Here is a 20,013-nt window from a genome sequence, read left to right as displayed (position 1 = left end):
GTACGTGGATGCCCGGGACAAGCCCGGGCATGACGGAGAGCGGAGCGTAATTACGAGATGGAAGGTTTGATGAAAGGCAAGCGCGGTCTGATCATGGGCATCGCCAATGATCATTCGATCGCTTGGGGCATGGCGAAGACGCTGCATGCCCACGGTGTCGAGCTTGCCTTCACCTTCCAGGGCGAGGCTCTCGGCAAGCGCGTCAAGCCGCTGGCGGAATCCCTTGGCGTCGATCTGGTGCTGCCGTGCGACGTCGAGGACATCTCCAGCGTCGATGCCACCTTCGCTGCACTCCGCGAAAAATGGGGCAAGCTCGATTTCGTCATTCACGCGATCGGCTTCGCCGACAAGAACGAGCTGAAGGGCCGCTACGCCGACACCAGCCGCGAGAATTTTTCGCGCACCATGGTGATCTCCTGCTTCTCCTTCACGGAGGTTGCAAAACGCGCGGCCGAGCTCATGACCGACGGCGGCAGCATGATCACACTGACCTTCGGCGCCTCCGAGCGCGCGATGCCGAATTACAACGTGATGGGCGTCGCCAAGGCGGCGCTGGAAGCCTCCGTGCGCTACCTCGCCGCCGATTTCGGACCGCGCGGCATCCGCGTCAACGCGATCTCCGCCGGCCCCATCCGCACGCTCGCCGGCTCCGGCATCGGCGAGGCGCGCGCCATGTTCGCCTTCATGCAAAAGCATTCGCCGCTCCGCCGCGGTGTCACGCTCGAGGAGCTCGGCGGCTCGGCGCTGTATCTGCTGTCGGAGCTGTCAGGCGGGGTCACCGGCGAAATCCACTATGTCGATTCCGGCTACAACATCGTGCTGATGCCGCGCCCCGACGATTTGAAGACGGAATAGCCGCGATTTTCCGTAGGGTGGGCCAAGCGCAGCTTGCCCACCATCTGGTACTTGGGCACGTCGCTTGCGTTCCTTTGCCACCCTCGACCGCGCTGGGGCTCGTTGCGGCCGACGGCAAGGGTTTTGATCTCGGCCTCCGCTATGGCCTGTCGGCGACGTCCTCCGGACTGGTCCAGCAATCCGGGCTCGCCGTCCTCAAGATCAAACTCTAAGCGGGCTGTTCAGCCCGCCGCGATCTTCTCCGCGCGCTGAAACGCGGGCCGCGCCATGCAGCGCGCGATATAAGCGTCGAACGCGGGGCGCGACGGCACCATCTTGAACAAGCGAACCGCAAAGTTCAGGCCCGAGCCGACCGTGACGTCGGCGGCCGAAAATTCCTCGCCGAGAATCCACGGGCCCTTCTCGAGCGCAGCTTCCAGCACGTCAAAGACTTGCGTCGCGCTGCCCCAGGCCGCGGTCGAGGTCGGCACCTCGATCTTGGTGAAGATCTGGATGATGGCCGGCTCGATGCAGCCGGGCGAGAAGAACAGCCACTGCAGGTAGCGCGCGCGGCGTGGATCGGTCACGGCCGGCGCCAGCTTCGTCTCGGGATAGCGGTCGGCGATGTAGGCGCAGATTGCGGCGGCTTCGCCGAGCGCAGCATCGCCGTCGCTGAGTGCCGGCACCTTGCCCATCGGATTGATCTTGAGGAACTCGGGCGCCTTCTGCGCGCCGGTCGAGATGTCGGTCAGCACGCGCTCATAAGGCAGGCCGCTCTCTTCCATCAACCAGAGCGTCGTAAACGAGCGCGAGCGGGGCGACCAGTAGAGTTTGATCATGGAGAGATTCCCTTCTTCCACCGGTAGTACTTCATCACAAACCCGTTCGACGGTTCGATCTCTTCCTTCTCGAACACAAAGCCTTCGCGCTCATACCAGCGCCAGGCCTTTTCGTTCTCGCGCACGCAACGAAGATGCATTTCGTCCGGCATTTGCGTGCGCGTGAAGGCGAGCAATTGCCGCCCGATTGATTGTCCCTGATAGGCGGGCGCGACGAACAGCATGTCGAGACAGAGCTTTGGCAGATGCAGCGCCAGCATCGCTGCGATGGTGCCGTTGTCGTCGGCGACGTACAGGCTCCAGCCGTTCTCCATCTCGCGCCGGATCCGCGCGCGCAGGTTCGCGAGCAGGAAGTCGCTGGCCTCGGCGAGCCCGGTCGAGACCCAGCTCTCCATCCAGACCCGGCCGATCTCGTCATATTCCCCGGTGCGCGCGGGGCGGATGACCAGATGCGGCATCTCAAGCCCGCGGGCTGCGCGCGGCCTGGCGCGGTCTTGCCTTGCCGGCCGACAGGCACACCACCTCGGAGATTTGCAGGAGCTGGCGCGCCAGCGGGCTGGTCTTGCGCCAGACCATCCCAATGGTGCGCGAGGGTTGCGGGTCGCGGAAGCGCGCTAGCGAGACCGAAGCCGATCGCGTCTCCACCGGCACCGCCATCTCAGGGATCAAGGTGACGCCGATGCCGGCGCTGACCATCTGGACCAGCGTCGATAGCGAGTTCGCATCCAGCATCTCGCGCGGCGGCGCCGATTGCATGTTGCAGAACGACAGCGCCTGGTCGCGGAAGCAGTGTCCCTCCTCGAGCAGCAGCAGGCGCATCTCGCGCATCATCTCGCGCGAGGGCACAGGTGTGCCCTCATCGGAGCCCGGGCGCACCAGCAGGAATTTCTCGTCGAACAAGGCGACCTCGGTCAGCGAGGGCTCCGATACCGGTAGCGCCACGATGGCAGTGTCGAGCCGGCCCTCGACCAGCTCCTGGATCAGCCGCGGCGTCATCGTCTCGCGCACGCGGATGTCCAGCTCCGGATGCAGGCGCGTGAGATTTTTCGTGATCTTGGGCAATAGATAGGGCGCGATCGTCGGGATCATGCCGATGCGCAGGCGGCCGGCAAAACGGTCCCGCGACGCCCGGGCGAAATCGCCGAGCTCGTCGACCGAGCGCAAAATCTCGCGGACGCGCTGGGCGAGTTCCTCGCCGAACCGGGTCAGTGCCACCTGCCGGGCGCTGCGCTCCAGGAGCAGGCCGCCGAGCGCCTCCTCCAGCTCCTTGATCTGCATCGACAAGGCCGGCTGCGAGATCGAGCAGGCCTCCGCCGCGCGGCCGAAATGGCCGTGACGGGCCAGCGCATCGAAATATCGGAGCTGGCGCAGCGTCAGATTGATCATCAGAAAATCCTATCGCAGCGATCACTAAAGTCAACTTCACCTGATAGGAGGCGGCGCTTAGAGTGGTTCTACCTGGTCAAGGCGCGAGTTCGACGCCGCCAGAGGAGGTATTCATGGACGACACTTCGAAGTGCCCGTTTTCGGGCGGAAAACCCACGCGCACAAACCGCGACTGGTGGCCGACGCAGCTCAACATCGAGGTGCTGCACAAGAATTCCGATCTGTCCGATCCGATGGGCAAGGAATTCGACTACGCCAAGGAGTTCAAGTCGCTCGACCTGGACGCGGTCATCAAGGACCTCACCGCCCTGATGACGGATTCGCAGGAATGGTGGCCCGCCGACTTCGGTCATTACGGCGGTCTGATGATCCGCATGGCCTGGCACAGCGCGGGCACCTACCGCATCACCGACGGCCGCGGTGGCGCCGGCGCCGGTCAGCAGCGTTTCGCACCGCTGAACTCCTGGCCCGACAATGCCAATCTCGACAAGGCGCGCCGCCTGCTCTGGCCGATCAAGCAGAAATACGGCCGCAAGATTTCCTGGGCGGATCTGATGGTGCTCGCCGGCAACGTCGCGCTGGAATCGATGGGCTTCAAGACCTTCGGTTTCGCCGGTGGCCGTGCCGATGTCTGGGAGCCGGAAGAGCTCTATTGGGGCCCCGAAGGCACCTGGCTCGGCGATGAGCGCTACAGCGGCGAACGCCAGCTCGCCGAGCCGCTCGGCGCCGTGCAGATGGGCCTCATCTACGTCAATCCGGAAGGCCCGAACGGCAAGCCGGATCCGCTCGCCGCGGCCAAGGACATCCGCGAGACCTTCTTCCGCATGGCGATGAACGACGAGGAAACCGTCGCGCTGATCGCCGGCGGCCACACCTTCGGCAAGACCCATGGTGCCGGCGATCCGTCGCTGGTCGGCCCGGAGCCGGAAGCGGGCGCGCTGGAAGACCAGGGCCTCGGATGGAAGAGCAAGCATGCCTCGGGCCTCGCGGGCGATGCCATCACCAGCGGCCTCGAGGTGACCTGGACGCAGACCCCGACCAAGTGGAGCAACAACTTCTTCGAGAACCTGTTCAAGTACGAATGGGAGCTGACGAAGAGCCCGGGCGGTGCGAATCAGTGGGTGGCGAAGGGTGCCGATGCGATCATTCCTGACGCCTTCGACAAGTCGAAGAAGCATCGGCCGACGATGCTGACGACGGACCTCTCGCTGCGCTTCGATCCCGCTTACGAGAAGATCTCGCGCCGCTTCCTGGAGCACCCGGATCAGTTCGCGGACGCTTTCGCCCGCGCCTGGTTCAAGCTCACCCATCGCGACATGGGCCCGATCCAGCGCTATCTCGGTCCGTTGGTGCCGAAGGAGACGCTGATCTGGCAGGATCCGATTCCGAAGGTCGATCACGAGCTGGTCTCTGATCAGGACATCGCGGCGCTGAAGGGCAAGATCCTGGCTTCGGGCCTCTCGGTCTCCGAGCTGGTTTCGACCGCCTGGGCGTCGGCCTCGACGTTCCGCGGCTCGGACAAGCGCGGCGGCGCCAATGGTGCGCGCATCCGTCTTGCTCCGCAGAAGGACTGGGAGGTGAACCAGCCGGCCCAGCTCGCCAAGGTGCTCGGCAAGCTCGAAGCGATCCAGAAAGAGTTCAACGCCTCGTCAGGCGCGAAGAAGGTCTCGCTCGCGGACCTGATCGTGCTCGGCGGCACCGCGGCGGTCGAGAAGGCCGCCAAGGATGCCGGCGTCGACGTCAAGGTCGGGTTCACGCCGGGCCGCATGGATGCTTCGCAGGAGCAAACCGATGCGGCCTCGTTCGCACCGCTGGAGCCGCGGGCCGATGGCTTCCGCAACTATGTCGGCAAGCGGCAGCAGTTCATGCAGCAGGAAGAAGCCCTGGTCGATCGCGCGCAGCTTCTGAAGCTCACCGGCCCCGAGTTGACGGTGCTGGTCGGCGGCCTGCGCGTGCTCGGCGCCAATGCGAACGGGTCGAAGCACGGCGTGTTCACCTCGAAGGTGGGCACGCTCAGCAACGACTTCTTCGTCAATCTGCTCGACATGAGCACGCAGTGGACGCCGGTCGCAGACGGCACCTACGAGGCGCGTGACCGCAAGACCAACGCGGTGAAGTGGACCGGCACCCGCGTCGATCTCATCTTCGGTGCGCACTCGCAGCTCCGCGCCTTCGCCGAGGTCTACGCGACCTCGGATTCCAAGGAGAAGTTCGTCAAGGACTTCGCCAAGGCCTGGACCAAGGTGATGAACCTCGACCGCTACGACATCTCGGCGTGAGGCTTTGCACCTCTCCCGCTTGCTTGCGGGAGAGGGCGCGCAGCTCTCCTGGGACGAGCACACAACAAAAAGGGCGGCCTCTCTCTTGGCCGCCCTTTCTTTTTTGATGTCGTAGAGCGATTTACTCGCCGGCGGCTTCGCGCGGGGCCTTCTCGCCCTCGGCGGCCTTGTCCTTGGCTTCGAGGTCCTCGCCAGTGGTCTGGTCGACCACTTTCATCGACAGGCGGGTCTTGCCGCGGTCGTCGAAGCCGAGCAGCTTGACCTTGACCTTGTCGCCTTCCTTGACGACGTCAGAGGTCTTCTGCACGCGGTTGGCCGCGAGCTGGCTGATGTGGACGAGGCCGTCCTTGGAGCCGAAGAAGTTCACGAAGGCGCCGAACTCCATCACCTTGACGACAGTACCGTCATAGATTTGGCCGACTTCCGGTTCGGACGCGATCGACTTGATCCACTTGATCGCGGCCTTCATCGCCTCGCCATCGGAGGAGGCGACCTTCACGGTGCCGTCGTCCTCGATGTTGACCTTGGCGCCGGTCTTCTCGACGATCTCGCGGATCACCTTGCCGCCGGTGCCGATCACTTCGCGGATCTTGTCTGTCGGGATCTTGAAGGTCTCGATTCGCGGCGCGTATTCGCCGAGCTCGGCGCGCGCTGCGGTGAGCGCCTTGGCCATCTCGCCGAGGATGTGGATGCGGCCTTCCTTGGCTTGGCCAAGGGCGACGCGCATGATCTCCTCGGTGATGCCCTCGATCTTGATGTCCATCTGGAGCGAGGTGATGCCCTGCTCGGTGCCGGCGACCTTGAAGTCCATGTCGCCGAGATGGTCCTCGTCACCGAGGATGTCCGAGAGAACCGCAAAGCGCTTGTCCTCGAGGATCAGGCCCATCGCGATGCCCGCGGTCGGCCGCTTCAAGGGCACGCCGGCGTCCATCAACGCGAGCGAGGCGCCGCAGACCGAAGCCATCGATGAGGAGCCGTTGGACTCGGTGATCTCCGACACCACGCGGACCGTGTAGGGGAATTCGTGGTGCGGCGGCAGCACCGGGTGGATCGCGCGCCAGGCCAGCTTGCCATGGCCGATCTCGCGGCGCTTGGTGCCGCCGAGGCGGCCGGTCTCGCCGACCGAGTAGGGCGGGAAGTTGTAGTGCAGCAGGAACGTTTCCTTGTACGTCCCCGACAGCGCGTCGATGTACTGCTCGTCCTCGCCGGTGCCGAGCGTGGTCACGACCATCGCCTGGGTCTCACCGCGGGTGAACAGCGCCGAGCCGTGGGCGCGCGGCAGCACGCCGACTTCGGCGATGATGTTGCGCACAGTCTTGACGTCGCGGCCGTCGATGCGCTTGCCGGTGTCGAGGATGTTCCAGCGGACGATCTTGGCTTCCAGCTCCTTGAACACGCCGGCGACGCGGAGCTTGTCGTATTTCGGCTCCTGGCCCTCCGGGAAGTAGTGGGCCATCACCTTTTCCTTGGCGACGCCGACCGCGGCATAGCGGTCCTGCTTCAAGGGGATCGAGTAGGCGGCGCGCAGCTCCTGCTCGATCAGTCCGAGCATTTCCTTCTCGAGCGCCGAATTGTCGATCGCGGTGACTTCGCGCGGCTCCTTGGCAGCCTTCTCGGCGAGCTCGATGATCGCGTTGATGACAGGCTGGAAGTGGCGGTGACCGAACATCACGGCGCCGAGCATGATGTCTTCGTTCAGCTCCTTGGCTTCCGATTCCACCATCAGCACGGCGTCGGCGGTGCCGGCGACGACGAGGTCGAGCTGGGTGTCGACCATCTCGTCGAGCGTCGGGTTGAGGACGAATTCGTCATTGGCAAAGCCGACGCGGGCGGCGCCGATCGGGCCCTTGAAGGGCGCGCCGGACAGCGTCAGCGCAGCCGAGGCCGCGACCATCGCGACGACGTCGGGATCGTTCTCCATGTCGTGCGAGAGCACGGTGACGATCACCTGCGTCTCGTTGCGCCAGCCGTCGACGAACAGCGGACGGATCGGACGGTCGATCAGGCGGGAGACCAGCGTCTCCTTCTCGGTCGGACGGCCCTCACGCTTGAAATAGCCGCCGGGAATGCGACCCGCGGCGTAGGCCTTCTCCTGATAGTCGACGGTCAGCGGCAGGAAGTCGACGCCTTCGCGCGGCGCCTTCGCGGCGACGACGGTGGCGAGCACCACGGTCTCGCCATAGGTGGCGATGACGGCGCCGTCGGCCTGGCGCGCGATCTTGCCGGTTTCCAGCTTGAGAGGGCGTCCGCCCCAGTCGATCTCGACTGAATGCTTATTGAACATAGAGGTCTTCTTTCATGGGTTCTCGAAAGAAGGGACGGCGCTCGAAAAACAAAAACCATGCGCAAGATTGCGGGACGCTGATCGAAGCGGGCGATCAGCGTCCTGCGATCCTGCCATGGTTTTTGGATGTCGGATGGCGTCCATCCTTTCGGGTCATACGGGCGCCTTGCCCGTTGTGTCCAGCCGCCGGATTGCTGCTGGACTGTCAGTCGGCACGAACGCGAACACCGAACCGCGGTGCTCGCCGATCATGCCTCGGATGCTTGCCGTCACTCGAGCGTGATCCGGAAAAGTCCGAAGCGGTTTTCCGAAAGATCATGCTTAAACAACGATCCAAAGAACGATTCTCATCGCGCTTTGGGCCCGCATCCGCCGCGCACGCAGCCTCGATCAAAAACCTTTAAATAAGTGCTTTCGTTCGAAACCACGCAAAAACGCGCGCCAGTGGCGCGCGCAGGAACACTTAACGACGAATGTTGTGCTTCTCGATCAGCGCCTTGTACCGCGCCTCGTCCTTCTTCTTGAGATAGTCGAGGAGCGAACGGCGGGTCGAGACCAGCTTCAAGAGGCCGCGACGCGAATGGTTGTCCTTCACGTGGGTCTTGAAATGGTTGGTCAGGTTGTTGATGCGTTCCGACAGGATCGCGACCTGAACCTCGGGCGAGCCGGTGTCGCCGGCCTTGGTGGCATTCGTCTTGATGACTTCCGCTTTGCGTTCTGCGGCAATCGACATCGTCAATTTCTCTCGTTGCGACCGGGGCTGGCAGTCAGGCCGGTCAGGTTGAACACACGCTTGGGGATGATTTCGCCATTGCCGACTTCGGCAAGCGCCAAAAGACGGCCTGCCACCGTGACATAGACTGTGCCGCTACAAGTGGGCGCATCCCGTCCGCGCAACAAAACGGCTTGGCCCCGATGGAGCCTTGCCGCATCAGCCCGAGTGACGGCCAGTGCCGGGATGTCGTCCAGCGCGGTCTCAACGGGCATGAGTGCATCGGCGAGGCTGCCCTCGCCGGACGCGGCTCTATCGCACAAAGCCTCCAACTGATCCAGCGGAATCATGTCGTTTTCGTCAAATGGACCGACCAGGGTCCGCCGCAGCGCGCAGATATGGCCGAAACTGCCGAGAATCCGGCCCATATCGCGGGCCAACGCCCGGACATAGGTACCCTTGCCGCACTCGGCCTCGAACACGGCCCGGTTGTTATCCGGTTGATCGACAAGGGTTAAATGGTGAATCTCGACGGGGCGGGGCGCCAGTTCCACGACCTCGCCGTCGCGGGCGAGGTCATAGGCCCGCTCGCCCTGGATCTTGATCGCGGAATAGCGCGGGGGAATCTGCTCGATCACGCCGGTGAAGCGGGGCAGCAGCGCCAGGATGGCTTCCCGGGTCGGGCGCTGGTCGGAGCTCGCGGTGACGCGGCCCTCGATGTCGTCGGTGTCGCGCTCCTCGCCCCAGCACACGGTGAACTGGTAGCGCTTGCGACCGTCCATGACGAAGGGGACGGTCTTGGTGGCTTCCCCAAGGGCAATGGGCAGGCCGCCCGAGGCGAGCGGGTCGAGCGTTCCGGCGTGGCCGGCGCGCTTGGCGTTGAACAGGCGCTTGAGCACCGCGACGGCCTGCGTCGAGGTCATGCCGATCGGCTTGTCGAGCACGACCCAGCCATGGACGTCACGGCGGTCGCGGCGGACCTGGTTGCCCTTCTGCTGCCTGGCGCGCGGATCGTTGTTGACGCGCCGCGGCTCCTGATGCGGCCGGGAATCGCCGCCGAGATCCGCAAAATCATTTTTCGTCACGTCGCGCTGATCGGCATCGTTGACGCCGATCGTGCCGTGTACGGGGTCCATCGTCATTGCTCTTCTTCCCGATCCGAATCCGGATCCTGTTCCAGGTCCTTCTGCACCGCAGGTGTTCGCAAAAGCTTCTCGATCCGTTCCGCTTCGTCGAATCGTTCGTCGACGCGGAAGCGAATGTCAGGTGCAAATTTCAGGTTAATGCGCCGCGCGACTTCGCCGCGCAGGAACTTCTTGTTGCGCTCGAGCGCAGCGATCACGATCTCGGTGTCGCGGCCACCGAGCGGCATCACGTAGATTGTCGCGAGCTTGAGGTCGGGCGACATCCGTACCTCCGGCACGGTGATGATGTGACGTTCGAGGTCCGCATCATGCACATTGCCTTGCGCCAGAATCTCGGCCATCGCATGGCGAACCTGCTCGCCGACGCGCAACTGGCGTTGCGAGCCGCCGGGCGCGGAACTTTTCTTCTGGTGGTGGCGGGGCATCGTCGAAAATCACCTCGTCGTGCCCGTGTTTGGGACACGAGCATTGTCATTTGTCCTGTTGAAACGAATGAGGCGTGGATGGCCGGAAAAATCCGGCCATCGCACTCCCGCAATTTCAGCTCAAAAAGATCCGGGCGCTTCGGTAAGATTTGGACTTACAGGGAGCGCTGGATCGTCTCCACGCGATAACACTCGATCACGTCACCGGCACGCATGTCGTGATAGTTCTCGAAGGCCATGCCGCATTCCTGACCGGACTGGACTTCCTTCACTTCGTCCTTGAAGCGCTTCAGCGTCGACAGCTTGCCTTCGTGCACGACGACGTTGTCGCGGATCAGGCGCACATTGGCGCCGCGTTCCACGGTGCCGTCGGTGACGCGGCAGCCGGCGACCTTGCCGACCTTGGAGATGTTGAAGATCTCCAGGATCTCGGCATTGCCCAGCATGGTTTCGCGCAAGGTCGGCGCGAGCAGACCGCTCATCGCCTTCTTCACGTCGTCCACGAGGTCGTAGATGATGTTGTAGTAGCGGATCTCGATGCCGTTGCGCTTGGCGGCCGCGGCAGCTTCCTTGTTCGCACGAACCGAGAAGCCGATGATCGCGGCGTTGAAGCCTTCCGCGAGCGTCACGTCGGATTCCGAGATGCCGCCGACGCCAGCATGCAGGATGCGGGCAGCGACTTCGTCGGTGCCGAGCTTCTCCAGCGAGCCGAGGATCGCTTCCAGCGAGCCCTGCACGTCGGCCTTGACGATCAGCGGGAACTCCTTGCGGCCCGCCGTCTTCAACTGCGACATCATCTGCTCGAGCGAGCCGCGCATGCCGGAGATCGAGGCCGCCGCGTTCTCGCGCTTCTGGTGCGCGCGGTAGCTGGTGACCTGGCGGGCGCGGGCTTCGTTCTCGACCACGGCGAGACGATCGCCGGCTTCCGGCGGACCGTTGAAGCCGAGCACTTCGACCGGCACCGAGGGGCCGGCTTCCTGCACCGTCTCGCCCTGATCCGAGATCAGCGCGCGGACGCGGCCCATCTCGGCGCCGGCGACGATGATGTCGCCGACACGGAGCGTGCCGCGCTGGACCAGCACGGTCGCGACCGGACCACGGCCCCGATCGAGCTTGGCTTCGATCACGGTGCCTTCGGCCGGACGCTCCGAATTGGTCTTGAGGTCGAGGATTTCGGCCTGGAGCGCGATCATCTCGAGCAGCTTGTCGAGATTGGTCTTGTTCTTGGCGGACACCTCGACGTCGACGACGTCGCCGCCGAAGGATTCCACCTGCACCTCGTGCTGGAGCAGCTCGGTGCGCACGCGCTCGGGCTTGGCTTCGGGCTTGTCGATCTTGTTGATGGCAACGATGATCGGCACTCTCGCCGCCTTAGCGTGATTGATGGCCTCGATCGTCTGCGGCATCACGCCGTCATCGGCCGCAACCACCAGCACGACGATGTCGGTGACCTTGGCGCCGCGGGCGCGCATCGCAGTGAACGCGGCGTGGCCGGGCGTGTCGATGAAGGTGATCTTCTTGCCGGTTTCGGGCGAGGATACTTGATAGGCGCCGATATGCTGGGTGATGCCGCCGGCTTCGCCCGAGACGACGTTGGCATGACGCAGCGCGTCGAGCAGCGAGGTCTTGCCGTGGTCGACGTGGCCCATCACTGTCACGACCGGCGAACGCGTCTCGGTGTCGGTGGAATCGTCGACCTGGTCGAACAGACCCTCTTCGACGTCGGAGGCGGCGACGCGCTTGACGGTGTGGCCGAGCTCTTCGGCGATCAGCTGCGCGGTGTCGGCGTCGATCACGTCGGTGATCTTGTGCATCGCGCCCTGCTTCATCAGCATGCGGATGACGTCGACCGCGCGCTCGGACATGCGGTTGGCGAGCTCCTGGATCGTGATCGCTTCCGGAATCGTCACTTCGCGGACGAGCTTTTCCTTCGGCTCGTTCGAGGCGTGACCCTTCAGGCGCTGGGTGCGGCGGCGGAACGAGGCGATCGAGCGCTCGCGCACCTCGTCGGCATTGAGCGCGGTGACGACGGTCAGGCGGCCGCGTTCTTTCTGCGGGCCGGGCTTGTGGGTGGCCTTGGGAGCTGCCGCGGGACGCGCAGCGCCGCCGGGACCGCGACGAATCTGGCGCGGACCATCATCCTCGTCCGGTCCCGCGGCAACGGCGGGGGCGCGACCCACAGGGCCTCCCCGTGACGGAGTGGTGCTTGCCGGACGAGCGGTCGTCGTTGCTCCAGGTCGCGTCGTGGTGGGCGCGGGGCGCGGACCGCTGGTCGCCGGGGCTGAGGCTGCAGCGGTCGGACGCGCGCCGGCGGCGGGCTGGTCGCCTTCGCCAAAACGCTTCTTGGCCTCGGTCTCGGCCTTGCGCTTGGCCTCGTCCTCGTGACGGTGGCGCTCTTCCTCGGCCTTGCGGCGGGATTCGGCGGCCTCGCGCTCGGCGCGTTCGGCGGCTTCGCGGACGGCGCGGCGCTGGGCCTCTTCCTCGGCCTGGCGGCGTTCCTCGATTTCGCGCAGCTTGGCATCGGCCAGCGCGCTGGCGCGGGCCGAACGTTCGTCCTCGGTCAGCGTGCGCAGCACCACGCCGGAGCCGGCATTGCGCGGGGGCGAGGGGCGCGACGGAGCGGGCGCGGGTGCAGCCTGCGCGGGCTTCGGCGCCTCGGGAGTCTGCGGCTCTGGGGTGCCGTCGATGCGGCGCTTGCCGCGCTTCTCGACCACGACCTGCTTGCTGCGGCCATGGCTGAAGCTCTGGCGCACAGTGCCCGTTTCGACGCGCGGCTTGAGCGATAGCGTCTTGCTCGGAACGCTCAGCTTCTTGTCGCCAGGGGTCTTGGTATCAACCATTCAGCAGTCCTAATCCTGATCTTGTTAGTGTTGTGCGTTCCCGCACCGTCCCATCGGGTCGTCGTTTCTTCTCAGAAATCCTGGCCGGGTTTCTCGGCAGTCTTGTCAGCGTCCGCCATCCGGTATCGGACCAGCATCTGGCTACGCGACAGGAATGACTTGCTCGCCGGGCCCGTGAGCAGGGCAGCATGTATCACATTTGACCGGGTTAGTGCCAAATCCAATTCTACCGATTTCAGTGCGGTGACGACGGGAATCGGCGGCTTGGCGCCGCGATTTCCGGCATTTTGACGCGCCAGCATGTCCAATTTGCGGATTCCGTCCGCGGCCCCGTCGCTGGCGTGGATCAGGACCTCGACCGTGCCTTCCCGAAGCGCGCTTTCGACCTTGCCGAAGCCGGCCACGACCTGGCCCGCCTTGGCGGCGATCCCAAGGGCTTCCGTCACACTCCGAACCAGGAGCGCCTCGATATCGGCGGGAAGCGTCTGAGGGATGCGCAGCTCGCGCTTGAAGGCTTTGCTAAATTGGTGACGCCGGACGGCTTCCGCAACCGCCTCGCGCGAGGCAGTGATCCACATGCCCCGCCCGGGCAGCTTGCGCTTGAGATCGGGAACTATCTGCCCGTCAGGGGATACGACGAAGCGGATTAGCTCGTCGATCGGCCGGACCTCGCGACTGACCGCGCACATGCGCATGGTCGCGGACCTTTCGGTCCGCGGCCCATGGTCGAGTTCGCTGTCAGTGCTGGCGAGCATCCGGGCGACATCCTCCGTCGCCCTTAAGCCGGCTGATCTTCGGTTGCCTCGGCCTCTTCAGAGGGCTTGGCGAGATCGGCCTCGGTGATCCAGCCGGCCTTGACGCGCGCCTGCATGATCATCGCTTCGGCATCGTCACGGGAGATGTCGATGCCGTCGAGCGCACCCGGATGCTTGGCCTGCTCGCCGCCTTCCTTGCGCTCGGTCCAGCCGACCAGATCATCGGTGGCACAGCCGGCGAGATCCTCGACCGTCTTGATGTCGTTCTCGCCGAACTTTACCAGCATCTTCGAGGTCACGCCGGGCACGTCCTTGACGGCGTCCTCGACGCCCAGCTCCTTGCGCCTCGCCTCGATCTCGGCTTCCTGCTGCTCGAGATATTCGCGGGCACGGCTCTGGAGCTCCTGCGCGGTCTCCTCGTCGAAGCCCTCGATGCTGGCGAGTTCCTTGAGGTCCACCATCGCGAGTTCCTCGACCGAGGTGAAGCCTTCGGACGCCAGCAGCTGGCCGACCACTTCGTCGACGTTGAGCGATTCCATGAAGACGCGCGTGGAGTTCTCGAAGTCGGCCTGGCGGCGCTCCGATTCCTCCTGCTCAGTCAGGATGTCGATGTCCCAGCCGGTGAGCTGGGAGGCCAGACGCACGTTCTGGCCGCGCCGGCCGATCGCGAGCGAGAGCTGGTTGTTGGTGTCGGGCACCACGACCTCGATGCGCTCGCGATCCTCATCGATGACGACCTTGGAGACTTCGGCCGGCGCCAGCGCGTTGACCACGAAGGTGGCGATGTCGGGCGACCACGGGATGATGTCGATCTTCTCGCCCTGCAGCTCGTTCACCACCGCCTGCACGCGCGAGCCGCGCATACCGACGCAGGCGCCGACCGGATCGACCGAGGAATCGCGGGAAATCACGCCGATTTTCGCGCGCGAGCCTGGATCGCGGGCCACCGCCTTGATCTCGACGATACCGTCGTAGATTTCAGGCACTTCCTGCGCGAACAGCTTCGCCATGAACTGCGGATGGGTACGGGAGAGGAAGATCTGCGGGCCGCGCGTCTCGCGGCGCACGTCGAAGATGTAGGCGCGGACGCGGTCGCCGTTGCGGAACACTTCGCGCGGCAGCATCTCGTCGCGGCGGATGATGGCTTCGCCACGGCCGAGATCGACGATCACGCTGCCATATTCGACGCGCTTGACGACGCCGTTGACGATGTCGCCGATGCGATCCTTGAACTCCTGATACTGCCGGTCGCGCTCGGCCTCGCGCACTTTCTGCACGATCACCTGCTTGGCCGACTGCGCGGCGATGCGGCCATATTCCAGCGGCGGCAGGGTGTCGGCGATGGTATCGCCGACCTGGGCGCCGGGATTGGCACGCTGCGCATCGGCCAGCGAGATCTGGTTGGAATGGTTTTCGACTTTGTCGACGACGAGCATGTGGCGCGACAGCCGCAGCTCGCCCTTCTTCGGGTCGATCTCGGCATGAACGTCAGTCTCGCTGCCGTAACGGGCGCGCGCGGCCTTGGCGATGGCGTCCTCCATCGCCGCGATGACGATGCCGCGGTCGATCGATTTCTCGCGCGCAACGGCATCGGCGATCTGGAGCAATTCAAGTCGATTGGCGCTGACTGCCATGGCTAGTCTCCTTCGTCAGGCTCGATCTCGCCACGCCGCGCGCGTTCGGCGGCCAGGCGATGTTTCTTGGTATTGGTCGGGGCCGGCTTCTTCTTCGGCCTGGTGTTCCTAGTGGTCTTCTCGCTGATCTTGGCGTGCGGTGCCTGCGGCGGTTCCAGGCCGAGATCCCGGCGCATCTGGCGCTCCTCGGCCTTGCCGCGGCGCATGGATTCCGCGATCAGCTCGTCGGTCAGCACCAGCCGCGCCTCGCCGATATCTTCCATCGTCAGAAGGACGTCGGGATTGTCGCCGGCCTTGACGTCGTCGCGGTGCAGATGCACGCGGTCGCCTTCGACAGCGCCGAGCGTGCCGCGGAACCGCTTCCGCCCCTCATGGGCGACAGCCATCTCGATCTTGACGAGGTGCCCGGAAAAACGTTCGAAGTCGGAACGGCGCACCAGCGGACGATCGATGCCTGGCGATGAGATTTCCAGCCGGTAGGCGCGGTCGATGGGATCGGCGACGTCGAGCACGGGTGACAGCGCCCGCGAGATCGCCTCGCAATCCTCGAGCTGCATCGATCCGTCCGGCCGCTCGGCCATGATCTGCACCGTGCAGCCGGCTTCGCCAGAGATGCGGACCCGCACCAGGCGGTAGCCCATGCCTTCCAGCACAGGCGTTGCGACCGCAGACACCCGTGCCGCCACGCCCGGCTCGACCACGAGCCTCGGCTCGGCCAGCAACTCGGCATCGGTTGAACCAGTGGTCGGTCCGGTCATCGCAAGGATCAAGGCGCTCGTTGGTTAACGCTTGGGTTAAGGCTTGGTTAACAAAGCCCGCTTCGGAACTTTCCCGACAGCGCGTCGGGCCGCATCTTCCACCAAGCCGCGCCCAGGTAATAAAAAAGAGCGGGTCCTTTCGGGCCCACTCTCACTACGCGGATCGTATGAGAAGATGAATTAGCGCTGATATAGCCCTTTCCGCCCGCTCGGACAAGGCCCATCGCAGCGGCGAGGAGCCTTTTTGCGCCCGATTCGCGGCCCCCTTAAGGCAACGCTTCTTTCATGAAGCAGGCCTAAATTCCCCGATTGTGGGGCGACTTGGACCAAGGGCGCATCCGCGGCGTGCCCTGTACGAGTTTGCGTTTTCATGACCGTTGCCACGTCGCTCATTCCCGAACTGGACGATATCGTCAAACGCGGCGACCCCAGGCGTCGCGGCGAGATCGCGCGTGCCATCTCCGACCTGTTCTTCCAGGATCCCGAAAGGCTCCGTCCCGAGCTGATTGATCTCTTCGACAATCTCCTGATCGATCTCGTCCCCCATGCCGAGCTCGCCTCGCGGATCGATCTCGCCGAGCGCTTCTCGCGCCTGAACAATGCGCCGCCGCATCTGGTCAACCAGCTGGCGCGCGAAAACGAGATCATGGTGGCCGGCCCCGTGCTGCGCCGCTCGCCCGTGCTCGACGATGCCGCTCTGGTCGAGATCGCGCGGCTGAAGGGCCAGGGCCATCTGCTGGCGATGACCGAGCGCCCTGCTTTGTCGGCCGTCATCACCGACGTGCTGATCGAGCGCGGCGATCGCGACGTGGTGCGTCGCGCCGCAGGCAATGGCGGCGCGGTGTTCTCGCCCGGCGGCTATTCCGAGCTGATCAGGCGCGCGGCGCAGGATGGCGTGCTGACGCTCAAGATCGGCCAGCGCAGCGATCTCTCGGGTGAGAATCTGAAGGAGCTGCTCGACGGCACGCTCGACGTCATCCGCCGCCGTCTCTCCACCGTGGTCAATCCCGCGCGCCAGGTCGAGATCAAGCGCGCCATGGCGGCGATCGAGGAGGCGGCGCTACCGCCGGGACCGCGCCGCGATTATTCGGACGCGCAGCGTACCGTGCTCGCACTGCGCCGCGAGGGTCATCTCGGCGAGAGCGCGCTGCTCGGCTTCGCCAAGGCGCACAAATACGAGGAATCGATCGCTTCGCTGTCGGCAATGTCCGGCGTCCGCCTCTCGATCCTCGATCGCCTGATCGCGGGCGATCGCTACGATCCGATCCTGGTGCTGGGTCGTGTGCTGAATCTCGGCTGGCCCACGGTGCGCGCGCTGGTCCTGCTCTGGTACGGCCCGCAACGCACGCCTGCAGACGCCGACATCGAGGCGGCCCGCACGAACTTCTCCCGCCTGATGCCGGCGACGGCCGAGCGCGTCGTCAATTTCTGGCGCAACCGCCAGACGATTTGAAATGTCATTCCGGGGCGCGCGAGCGCGAACTATGGTGCGCGATTGCGCACCATAGTTCGATGCTGCGTATCGCCCCGGAATAACGGCTACACCCGCCTGAACCGCAAATACGCCGCCTTGCGCCCCTCGCGCGCGGCCTTCCGGCCGTAGCGCGTCATGGTGTAGCCCGCCCATGGCTGGCGGAAATCGTCGGCGCGCTCGGCAAGCCAGACGAAATCGGGAGAGCGCGCCAGATGCGACAGCGTCCAGGCGCAGTAATCGTCGATGTCGCAGACGAAGCGGAATTCACCGCCACGCTTCAGCACGCGCGCCATCGCCGCGATCATCCTGTCCTGGACGAAGCGCCGCTTCCAGTGCCGGCGCTTCGGCCAGGGGTCGGGATGGATCAGATCGATCCGTGACAGCGAAGCCGGAGGCAGCCAGGCCAGCAGCTCGGCGGCATCGCCGGCGAACAGGCGGATGTTGCCGATGTTGCCGGCCTCGATTTGCGCGAGGATCTTGGCCATGCCGTTGACATACGGCTCGCAGCCGATGAAGCCGGTGGTCGTGAAGTGCTGCGCTTCCGCCGCAAGATGCTCGCCGCCGCCGAAGCCGATCTCGAGCCGCACATCGTCTGCCGCGGGATCGAAGATCTCTGCGGCATTCGCCGGCGCTTCGCCCTCGATGTCGAGCGCGAGATGCGGCAGCAGCTGATCGACCAGCGCGGCCTGGTGCTGCCGCAGCTTGTGGCCCTTGCGGCGTCCGAAGAAGGCGCGCTCGCTGTCCTCGCGATTGGGATCTGATTTGCGTTCGCTCATCGCAGCGTCTGGTATAGCCGATGGAGCAGCCGCGCGCGCGGCGCGAGCGAGGAGACGTAGAGCTGCTCATAATGGGTGTGCGCGCCTTTGCCGTCGACGCCGAGGCCGTCGAGCGTCGCGGTATGCGCGGCGGTGAAATTGCCGTCCGAGCCACCGCCGGTATGGGTGTCGATCAGCTCGAAGCCGATTTCGGCGGCGAGCGTCTTGGCATGCTCGTACAGCGAGGCGCCGGCGTTGCTCTTCTCGTAGGGCGGCCGATTGAGCTCGCCCGTGACGGTGACGCTGACGCCTTCGGTCTTCGATGTCAGCCCGAGGATCTTGCCGACGAATTCTTCTGCGTCGGCAAAGCTCGGCACGCGCAGATCGACTTCAGCAAAGGCCTCTTCCGGGGTCACGTTGGGGCGTGTGCCGCCGCGCGCCACGCCGACATTCACGGTGACGCCGCGCTCCAGATCGTTCATGCCTTCGAGCGCCAGGATCACGTTGGCGAGCTCGCGGACGGCGCTGCGGCCGTCCTGGGGCCGCGTGCCGGCATGCGCAGGCACGCCCTTGATGAACACGCGGAAGCGTCCGACGCCCTTGCGCCCCGTGACGATCTTGCCGCCTTCGCGCGCCGGCTCCGTCACCAGCACGTATTTGGCCTTGCGTCCCTCGTTCTCAATCAGCGCACGCGAGGTGGGGCTGCCGATCTCCTCGTCGGAGGTGAAGATATGGGTGATGCCGAGCGGCGAACGATTGCCAGCGGCGCACAGCGCGCGAAAGGCGTGATGGGCGATGTAGGCGCCGCCCTTCATGTCGTAGATGCCGGGACCGAATGCGCTGTCGCCTTCAACCTTGAACGGCAGGCGCTCGATGAAGCCCATGGGGTGAACCGTATCGAGATGGCTGAGGACCAGGACGCCTGGCTGATCCTGCCCCACGCCGAACGCGCGATGAGATGATCGCCGCAGCCGTCGATGCCGGCGACGCGTTCGAGCGTGACGGGCAGGTCGCGATGTTGCTCCGCGACCAGCGACATCAGCTTGTTCACCTGTTCAGGTGTGTCCGTCGGCGTCTCGATCTCCACCCAGCGGCGGATGCCATCGAGAATAGTTTGGGAATCGAACCAATTGGCGCTGGTCATGAACGCATCTGTGCCTTCGAGCTGCATCATCGGAGAGGGCGCGCAGCAAAACGCGGCCGCAAATCACGACATAGGCCAGATTTCGCGCAGCCTCAAATCGGATCGAAGCGGCGCCTCAGCGTTTGTCGGGGCCTTCGCGCGCGGCGATCTGCTCGACGAGATCGACGATCGAGCGGCGCATCTTCGAGTCGGTGATTCGGGTGAACGCCTTGGTCAGTGCGAGACCTTCGGAGGTCGCGAGGAAGTCGGAGACGTAAGAGGGTGAGGCGCCTTCGCTGAAGCCGTCCGGCCCCGGCACGCCGCTCGGGCCGCCCTCGAACAGGAACGACACCGGCACCTGGAGGATCTCGGCGATCTGCTGGATGCGGCTCGCGCCGACGCGGTTGGTGCCTTTCTCGTACTTCTGAATCTGCTGGAAAGTCAGACCTAAAGCTTCACCGAGCTTTTCCTGACTCATGCCCAACATGATGCGGCGCATACGCACGCGACTGCCGACATATTTGTCAACAGGGTTGGGCGCTTTCGACATTTCCTCAGCCTCCAAACACCACCCTCAGCGCAATCGGCAAGTTGCCTCAGGTGCCAGCATCGTCAAAATCAAACCCTGTTATTGGGTCACATTGCGGAGAAATTTAGCAATGCACCGCTGTCTTTCGCAGCCGGTGCAGAATGGGGAACCCGCGTGCAGTCTGTCAACCGTGGGACCGCGGTTGTCAAAGGATTCCGGCCGCGGCCCGCGGCGCGAGTGC

The 20,013-nt window shown here is 64.8% G+C and carries 17 protein-coding genes and 1 pseudogene; 4 read left to right on the top strand and 14 right to left on the bottom strand.

Annotated features, from left to right (window positions below):
- Nucleotides 1–57: 57 nt before the first annotated feature.
- Together fabI and ACVWY3_RS29610 are read left to right on the top strand one after the other, a co-directional pair.
- A complete protein-coding gene (gene fabI, locus ACVWY3_RS29615) occupies nt 58–855 on the top strand; it encodes an enoyl-ACP reductase FabI (RefSeq protein ID WP_456841632.1) in 798 nt (265 codons plus the stop codon).
- 74 nt (nt 856–929) lie between these two features.
- Complete coding sequence (locus ACVWY3_RS29610) at nt 930–1,067, top strand: hypothetical protein (protein WP_456841631.1); 138 nt, start codon at nt 930–932, stop codon at nt 1,065–1,067.
- A gap of 9 nt (nt 1,068–1,076) precedes the next feature.
- On the opposite strand, the gene ACVWY3_RS29605 is transcribed toward ACVWY3_RS29610, so the two are convergent.
- From ACVWY3_RS29605 to ACVWY3_RS29595, 3 genes are read right to left on the bottom strand one after another with little or no spacing between them, the layout of a single operon-like run.
- Nucleotides 1,077–1,673 carry a glutathione S-transferase family protein gene (locus ACVWY3_RS29605; protein ID WP_456841630.1) on the bottom strand — a complete coding sequence of 199 codons (597 nt, stop codon included), beginning with the start codon at nt 1,671–1,673 and terminating at the stop codon, nt 1,077–1,079.
- Entirely contained in the window at nt 1,670–2,131 is a 462-nt protein-coding gene (locus tag ACVWY3_RS29600) for an N-acetyltransferase family protein (RefSeq protein WP_456841629.1), read from the bottom strand. The genes ACVWY3_RS29605 and ACVWY3_RS29600 overlap by 4 nt, the downstream gene beginning before the upstream one ends.
- A gap of 1 nt (nt 2,132) precedes the next feature.
- Entirely contained in the window at nt 2,133–3,059 is a 927-nt protein-coding gene (locus ACVWY3_RS29595; RefSeq protein ID WP_456841628.1) for a LysR substrate-binding domain-containing protein, read from the bottom strand.
- A gap of 113 nt (nt 3,060–3,172) precedes the next feature.
- Between ACVWY3_RS29595 and katG the strand changes: the two genes are divergently transcribed.
- Nucleotides 3,173–5,338, top strand: coding sequence for a catalase/peroxidase HPI (katG, locus tag ACVWY3_RS29590; RefSeq protein ID WP_456841627.1), 2,166 nt, complete (start codon nt 3,173–3,175; stop codon nt 5,336–5,338).
- Nucleotides 5,339–5,459: 121 nt separating this feature from the next.
- Here katG and pnp read toward each other — a convergent pair whose 3' ends face one another.
- The 8 genes from pnp to rimP form a co-directional block, all read right to left on the bottom strand.
- Entirely contained in the window at nt 5,460–7,622 is a 2,163-nt protein-coding gene (gene pnp, locus ACVWY3_RS29585; RefSeq protein WP_456841626.1) for a polyribonucleotide nucleotidyltransferase, read from the bottom strand.
- 463 nt (nt 7,623–8,085) lie between these two features.
- Nucleotides 8,086–8,355, bottom strand: coding sequence for a 30S ribosomal protein S15 (gene rpsO, locus ACVWY3_RS29580; protein WP_283038809.1), 270 nt, complete (start codon nt 8,353–8,355; stop codon nt 8,086–8,088).
- Between the two features lie 2 nt (nt 8,356–8,357).
- Nucleotides 8,358–9,476 carry a tRNA pseudouridine(55) synthase TruB gene (gene truB / locus ACVWY3_RS29575; RefSeq protein WP_456841625.1) on the bottom strand — a complete coding sequence of 373 codons (1,119 nt, stop codon included), beginning with the start codon at nt 9,474–9,476 and terminating at the stop codon, nt 8,358–8,360.
- On the bottom strand, nt 9,473–9,904 hold the full coding sequence (gene rbfA, locus ACVWY3_RS29570; protein ID WP_456841624.1) for a 30S ribosome-binding factor RbfA: 432 nt from the start codon (nt 9,902–9,904) through the stop codon (nt 9,473–9,475). Before rbfA ends, truB begins: the two co-directional genes overlap by 4 nt.
- 155 nt (nt 9,905–10,059) lie before the next feature.
- Complete coding sequence (gene infB / locus ACVWY3_RS29565) at nt 10,060–12,744, bottom strand: translation initiation factor IF-2 (protein ID WP_456841623.1); 2,685 nt, start codon at nt 12,742–12,744, stop codon at nt 10,060–10,062.
- Between the two features lie 71 nt (nt 12,745–12,815).
- Nucleotides 12,816–13,499: an RNA-binding protein gene (locus tag ACVWY3_RS29560; RefSeq protein WP_456841622.1), complete on the bottom strand. Its 684-nt coding sequence runs from the start codon at nt 13,497–13,499 to the stop codon at nt 12,816–12,818.
- 23 nt (nt 13,500–13,522) lie between these two features.
- Nucleotides 13,523–15,133 (bottom strand): transcription termination factor NusA, encoded by a 1,611-nt coding sequence (gene nusA, locus ACVWY3_RS29555; protein WP_456841621.1) that lies wholly within the window; start codon nt 15,131–15,133, stop codon nt 13,523–13,525.
- A gap of 2 nt (nt 15,134–15,135) precedes the next feature.
- A complete protein-coding gene (gene rimP, locus ACVWY3_RS29550; protein ID WP_456841620.1) occupies nt 15,136–15,891 on the bottom strand; it encodes a ribosome maturation factor RimP in 756 nt (251 codons plus the stop codon).
- 370 nt (nt 15,892–16,261) lie between these two features.
- On the opposite strand from rimP, the gene ACVWY3_RS29545 reads away from it, so the two are divergent.
- The gene (locus tag ACVWY3_RS29545) at nt 16,262–17,344 is read left to right on the top strand and encodes a DUF2336 domain-containing protein (protein WP_456841619.1); all 1,083 of its coding nucleotides are present in this window, start codon (nt 16,262–16,264) and stop codon (nt 17,342–17,344) included.
- Nucleotides 17,345–17,430: 86 nt separating this feature from the next.
- Here the strand turns inward: ACVWY3_RS29545 and trmB are convergent, their stop codons facing one another.
- The 3 genes and pseudogenes from trmB to ACVWY3_RS29530 form a co-directional block, all read right to left on the bottom strand.
- Nucleotides 17,431–18,141: a tRNA (guanosine(46)-N7)-methyltransferase TrmB gene (trmB, locus tag ACVWY3_RS29540; protein ID WP_456841618.1), complete on the bottom strand. Its 711-nt coding sequence runs from the start codon at nt 18,139–18,141 to the stop codon at nt 17,431–17,433.
- Nucleotides 18,138–19,294, bottom strand: a pseudogene (locus tag ACVWY3_RS29535) (M20 family metallopeptidase). Before ACVWY3_RS29535 ends, trmB begins: the two are co-directional and overlap by 4 nt.
- Nucleotides 19,295–19,379: 85 nt before the next feature.
- Nucleotides 19,380–19,793 carry a helix-turn-helix domain-containing protein gene (locus ACVWY3_RS29530; protein ID WP_018319423.1) on the bottom strand — a complete coding sequence of 138 codons (414 nt, stop codon included), beginning with the start codon at nt 19,791–19,793 and terminating at the stop codon, nt 19,380–19,382.
- Nucleotides 19,794–20,013: the final 220 nt, after the last annotated feature.

The sequence above is a fragment of the Bradyrhizobium sp. USDA 4486 genome, from assembly GCF_054057995.1.
This window is presented reverse-complemented; position numbering and strand designations above follow the sequence as displayed.

Bases quoted from the DNA above. Each gene is read 5' to 3' on its own strand.
- ACVWY3_RS29560 (WP_456841622.1), bottom strand. From the start codon at position 13,499: ATGCTCGCCAGCACTGACAGCGAACTCGACCATGGGCCGCGGACCGAA.
- pnp (WP_456841626.1), bottom strand. From the start codon at position 7,622: ATGTTCAATAAGCATTCAGTCGAGATCGACTGGGGCGGACGCCCTCTC.
- rimP (WP_456841620.1), bottom strand. From the start codon at position 15,891: ATGACCGGACCGACCACTGGTTCAACCGATGCCGAGTTGCTGGCCGAG.
- ACVWY3_RS29545 (WP_456841619.1), top strand. From the start codon at position 16,262: ATGACCGTTGCCACGTCGCTCATTCCCGAACTGGACGATATCGTCAAA.
- katG (WP_456841627.1), top strand. From the start codon at position 3,173: ATGGACGACACTTCGAAGTGCCCGTTTTCGGGCGGAAAACCCACGCGC.
- ACVWY3_RS29605 (WP_456841630.1), bottom strand. From the start codon at position 1,673: ATGATCAAACTCTACTGGTCGCCCCGCTCGCGCTCGTTTACGACGCTC.
- infB (WP_456841623.1), bottom strand. From the start codon at position 12,744: ATGGTTGATACCAAGACCCCTGGCGACAAGAAGCTGAGCGTTCCGAGC.
- ACVWY3_RS29530 (WP_018319423.1), bottom strand. From the start codon at position 19,793: ATGTCGAAAGCGCCCAACCCTGTTGACAAATATGTCGGCAGTCGCGTG.
- rbfA (WP_456841624.1), bottom strand. From the start codon at position 9,904: ATGCCCCGCCACCACCAGAAGAAAAGTTCCGCGCCCGGCGGCTCGCAA.
- fabI (WP_456841632.1), top strand. From the start codon at position 58: ATGGAAGGTTTGATGAAAGGCAAGCGCGGTCTGATCATGGGCATCGCC.
- truB (WP_456841625.1), bottom strand. From the start codon at position 9,476: ATGACGATGGACCCCGTACACGGCACGATCGGCGTCAACGATGCCGAT.
- ACVWY3_RS29595 (WP_456841628.1), bottom strand. From the start codon at position 3,059: ATGATCAATCTGACGCTGCGCCAGCTCCGATATTTCGATGCGCTGGCC.
- rpsO (WP_283038809.1), bottom strand. From the start codon at position 8,355: ATGTCGATTGCCGCAGAACGCAAAGCGGAAGTCATCAAGACGAATGCC.
- nusA (WP_456841621.1), bottom strand. From the start codon at position 15,133: ATGGCAGTCAGCGCCAATCGACTTGAATTGCTCCAGATCGCCGATGCC.
- trmB (WP_456841618.1), bottom strand. From the start codon at position 18,141: ATGAGCGAACGCAAATCAGATCCCAATCGCGAGGACAGCGAGCGCGCC.
- ACVWY3_RS29600 (WP_456841629.1), bottom strand. From the start codon at position 2,131: ATGCCGCATCTGGTCATCCGCCCCGCGCGCACCGGGGAATATGACGAG.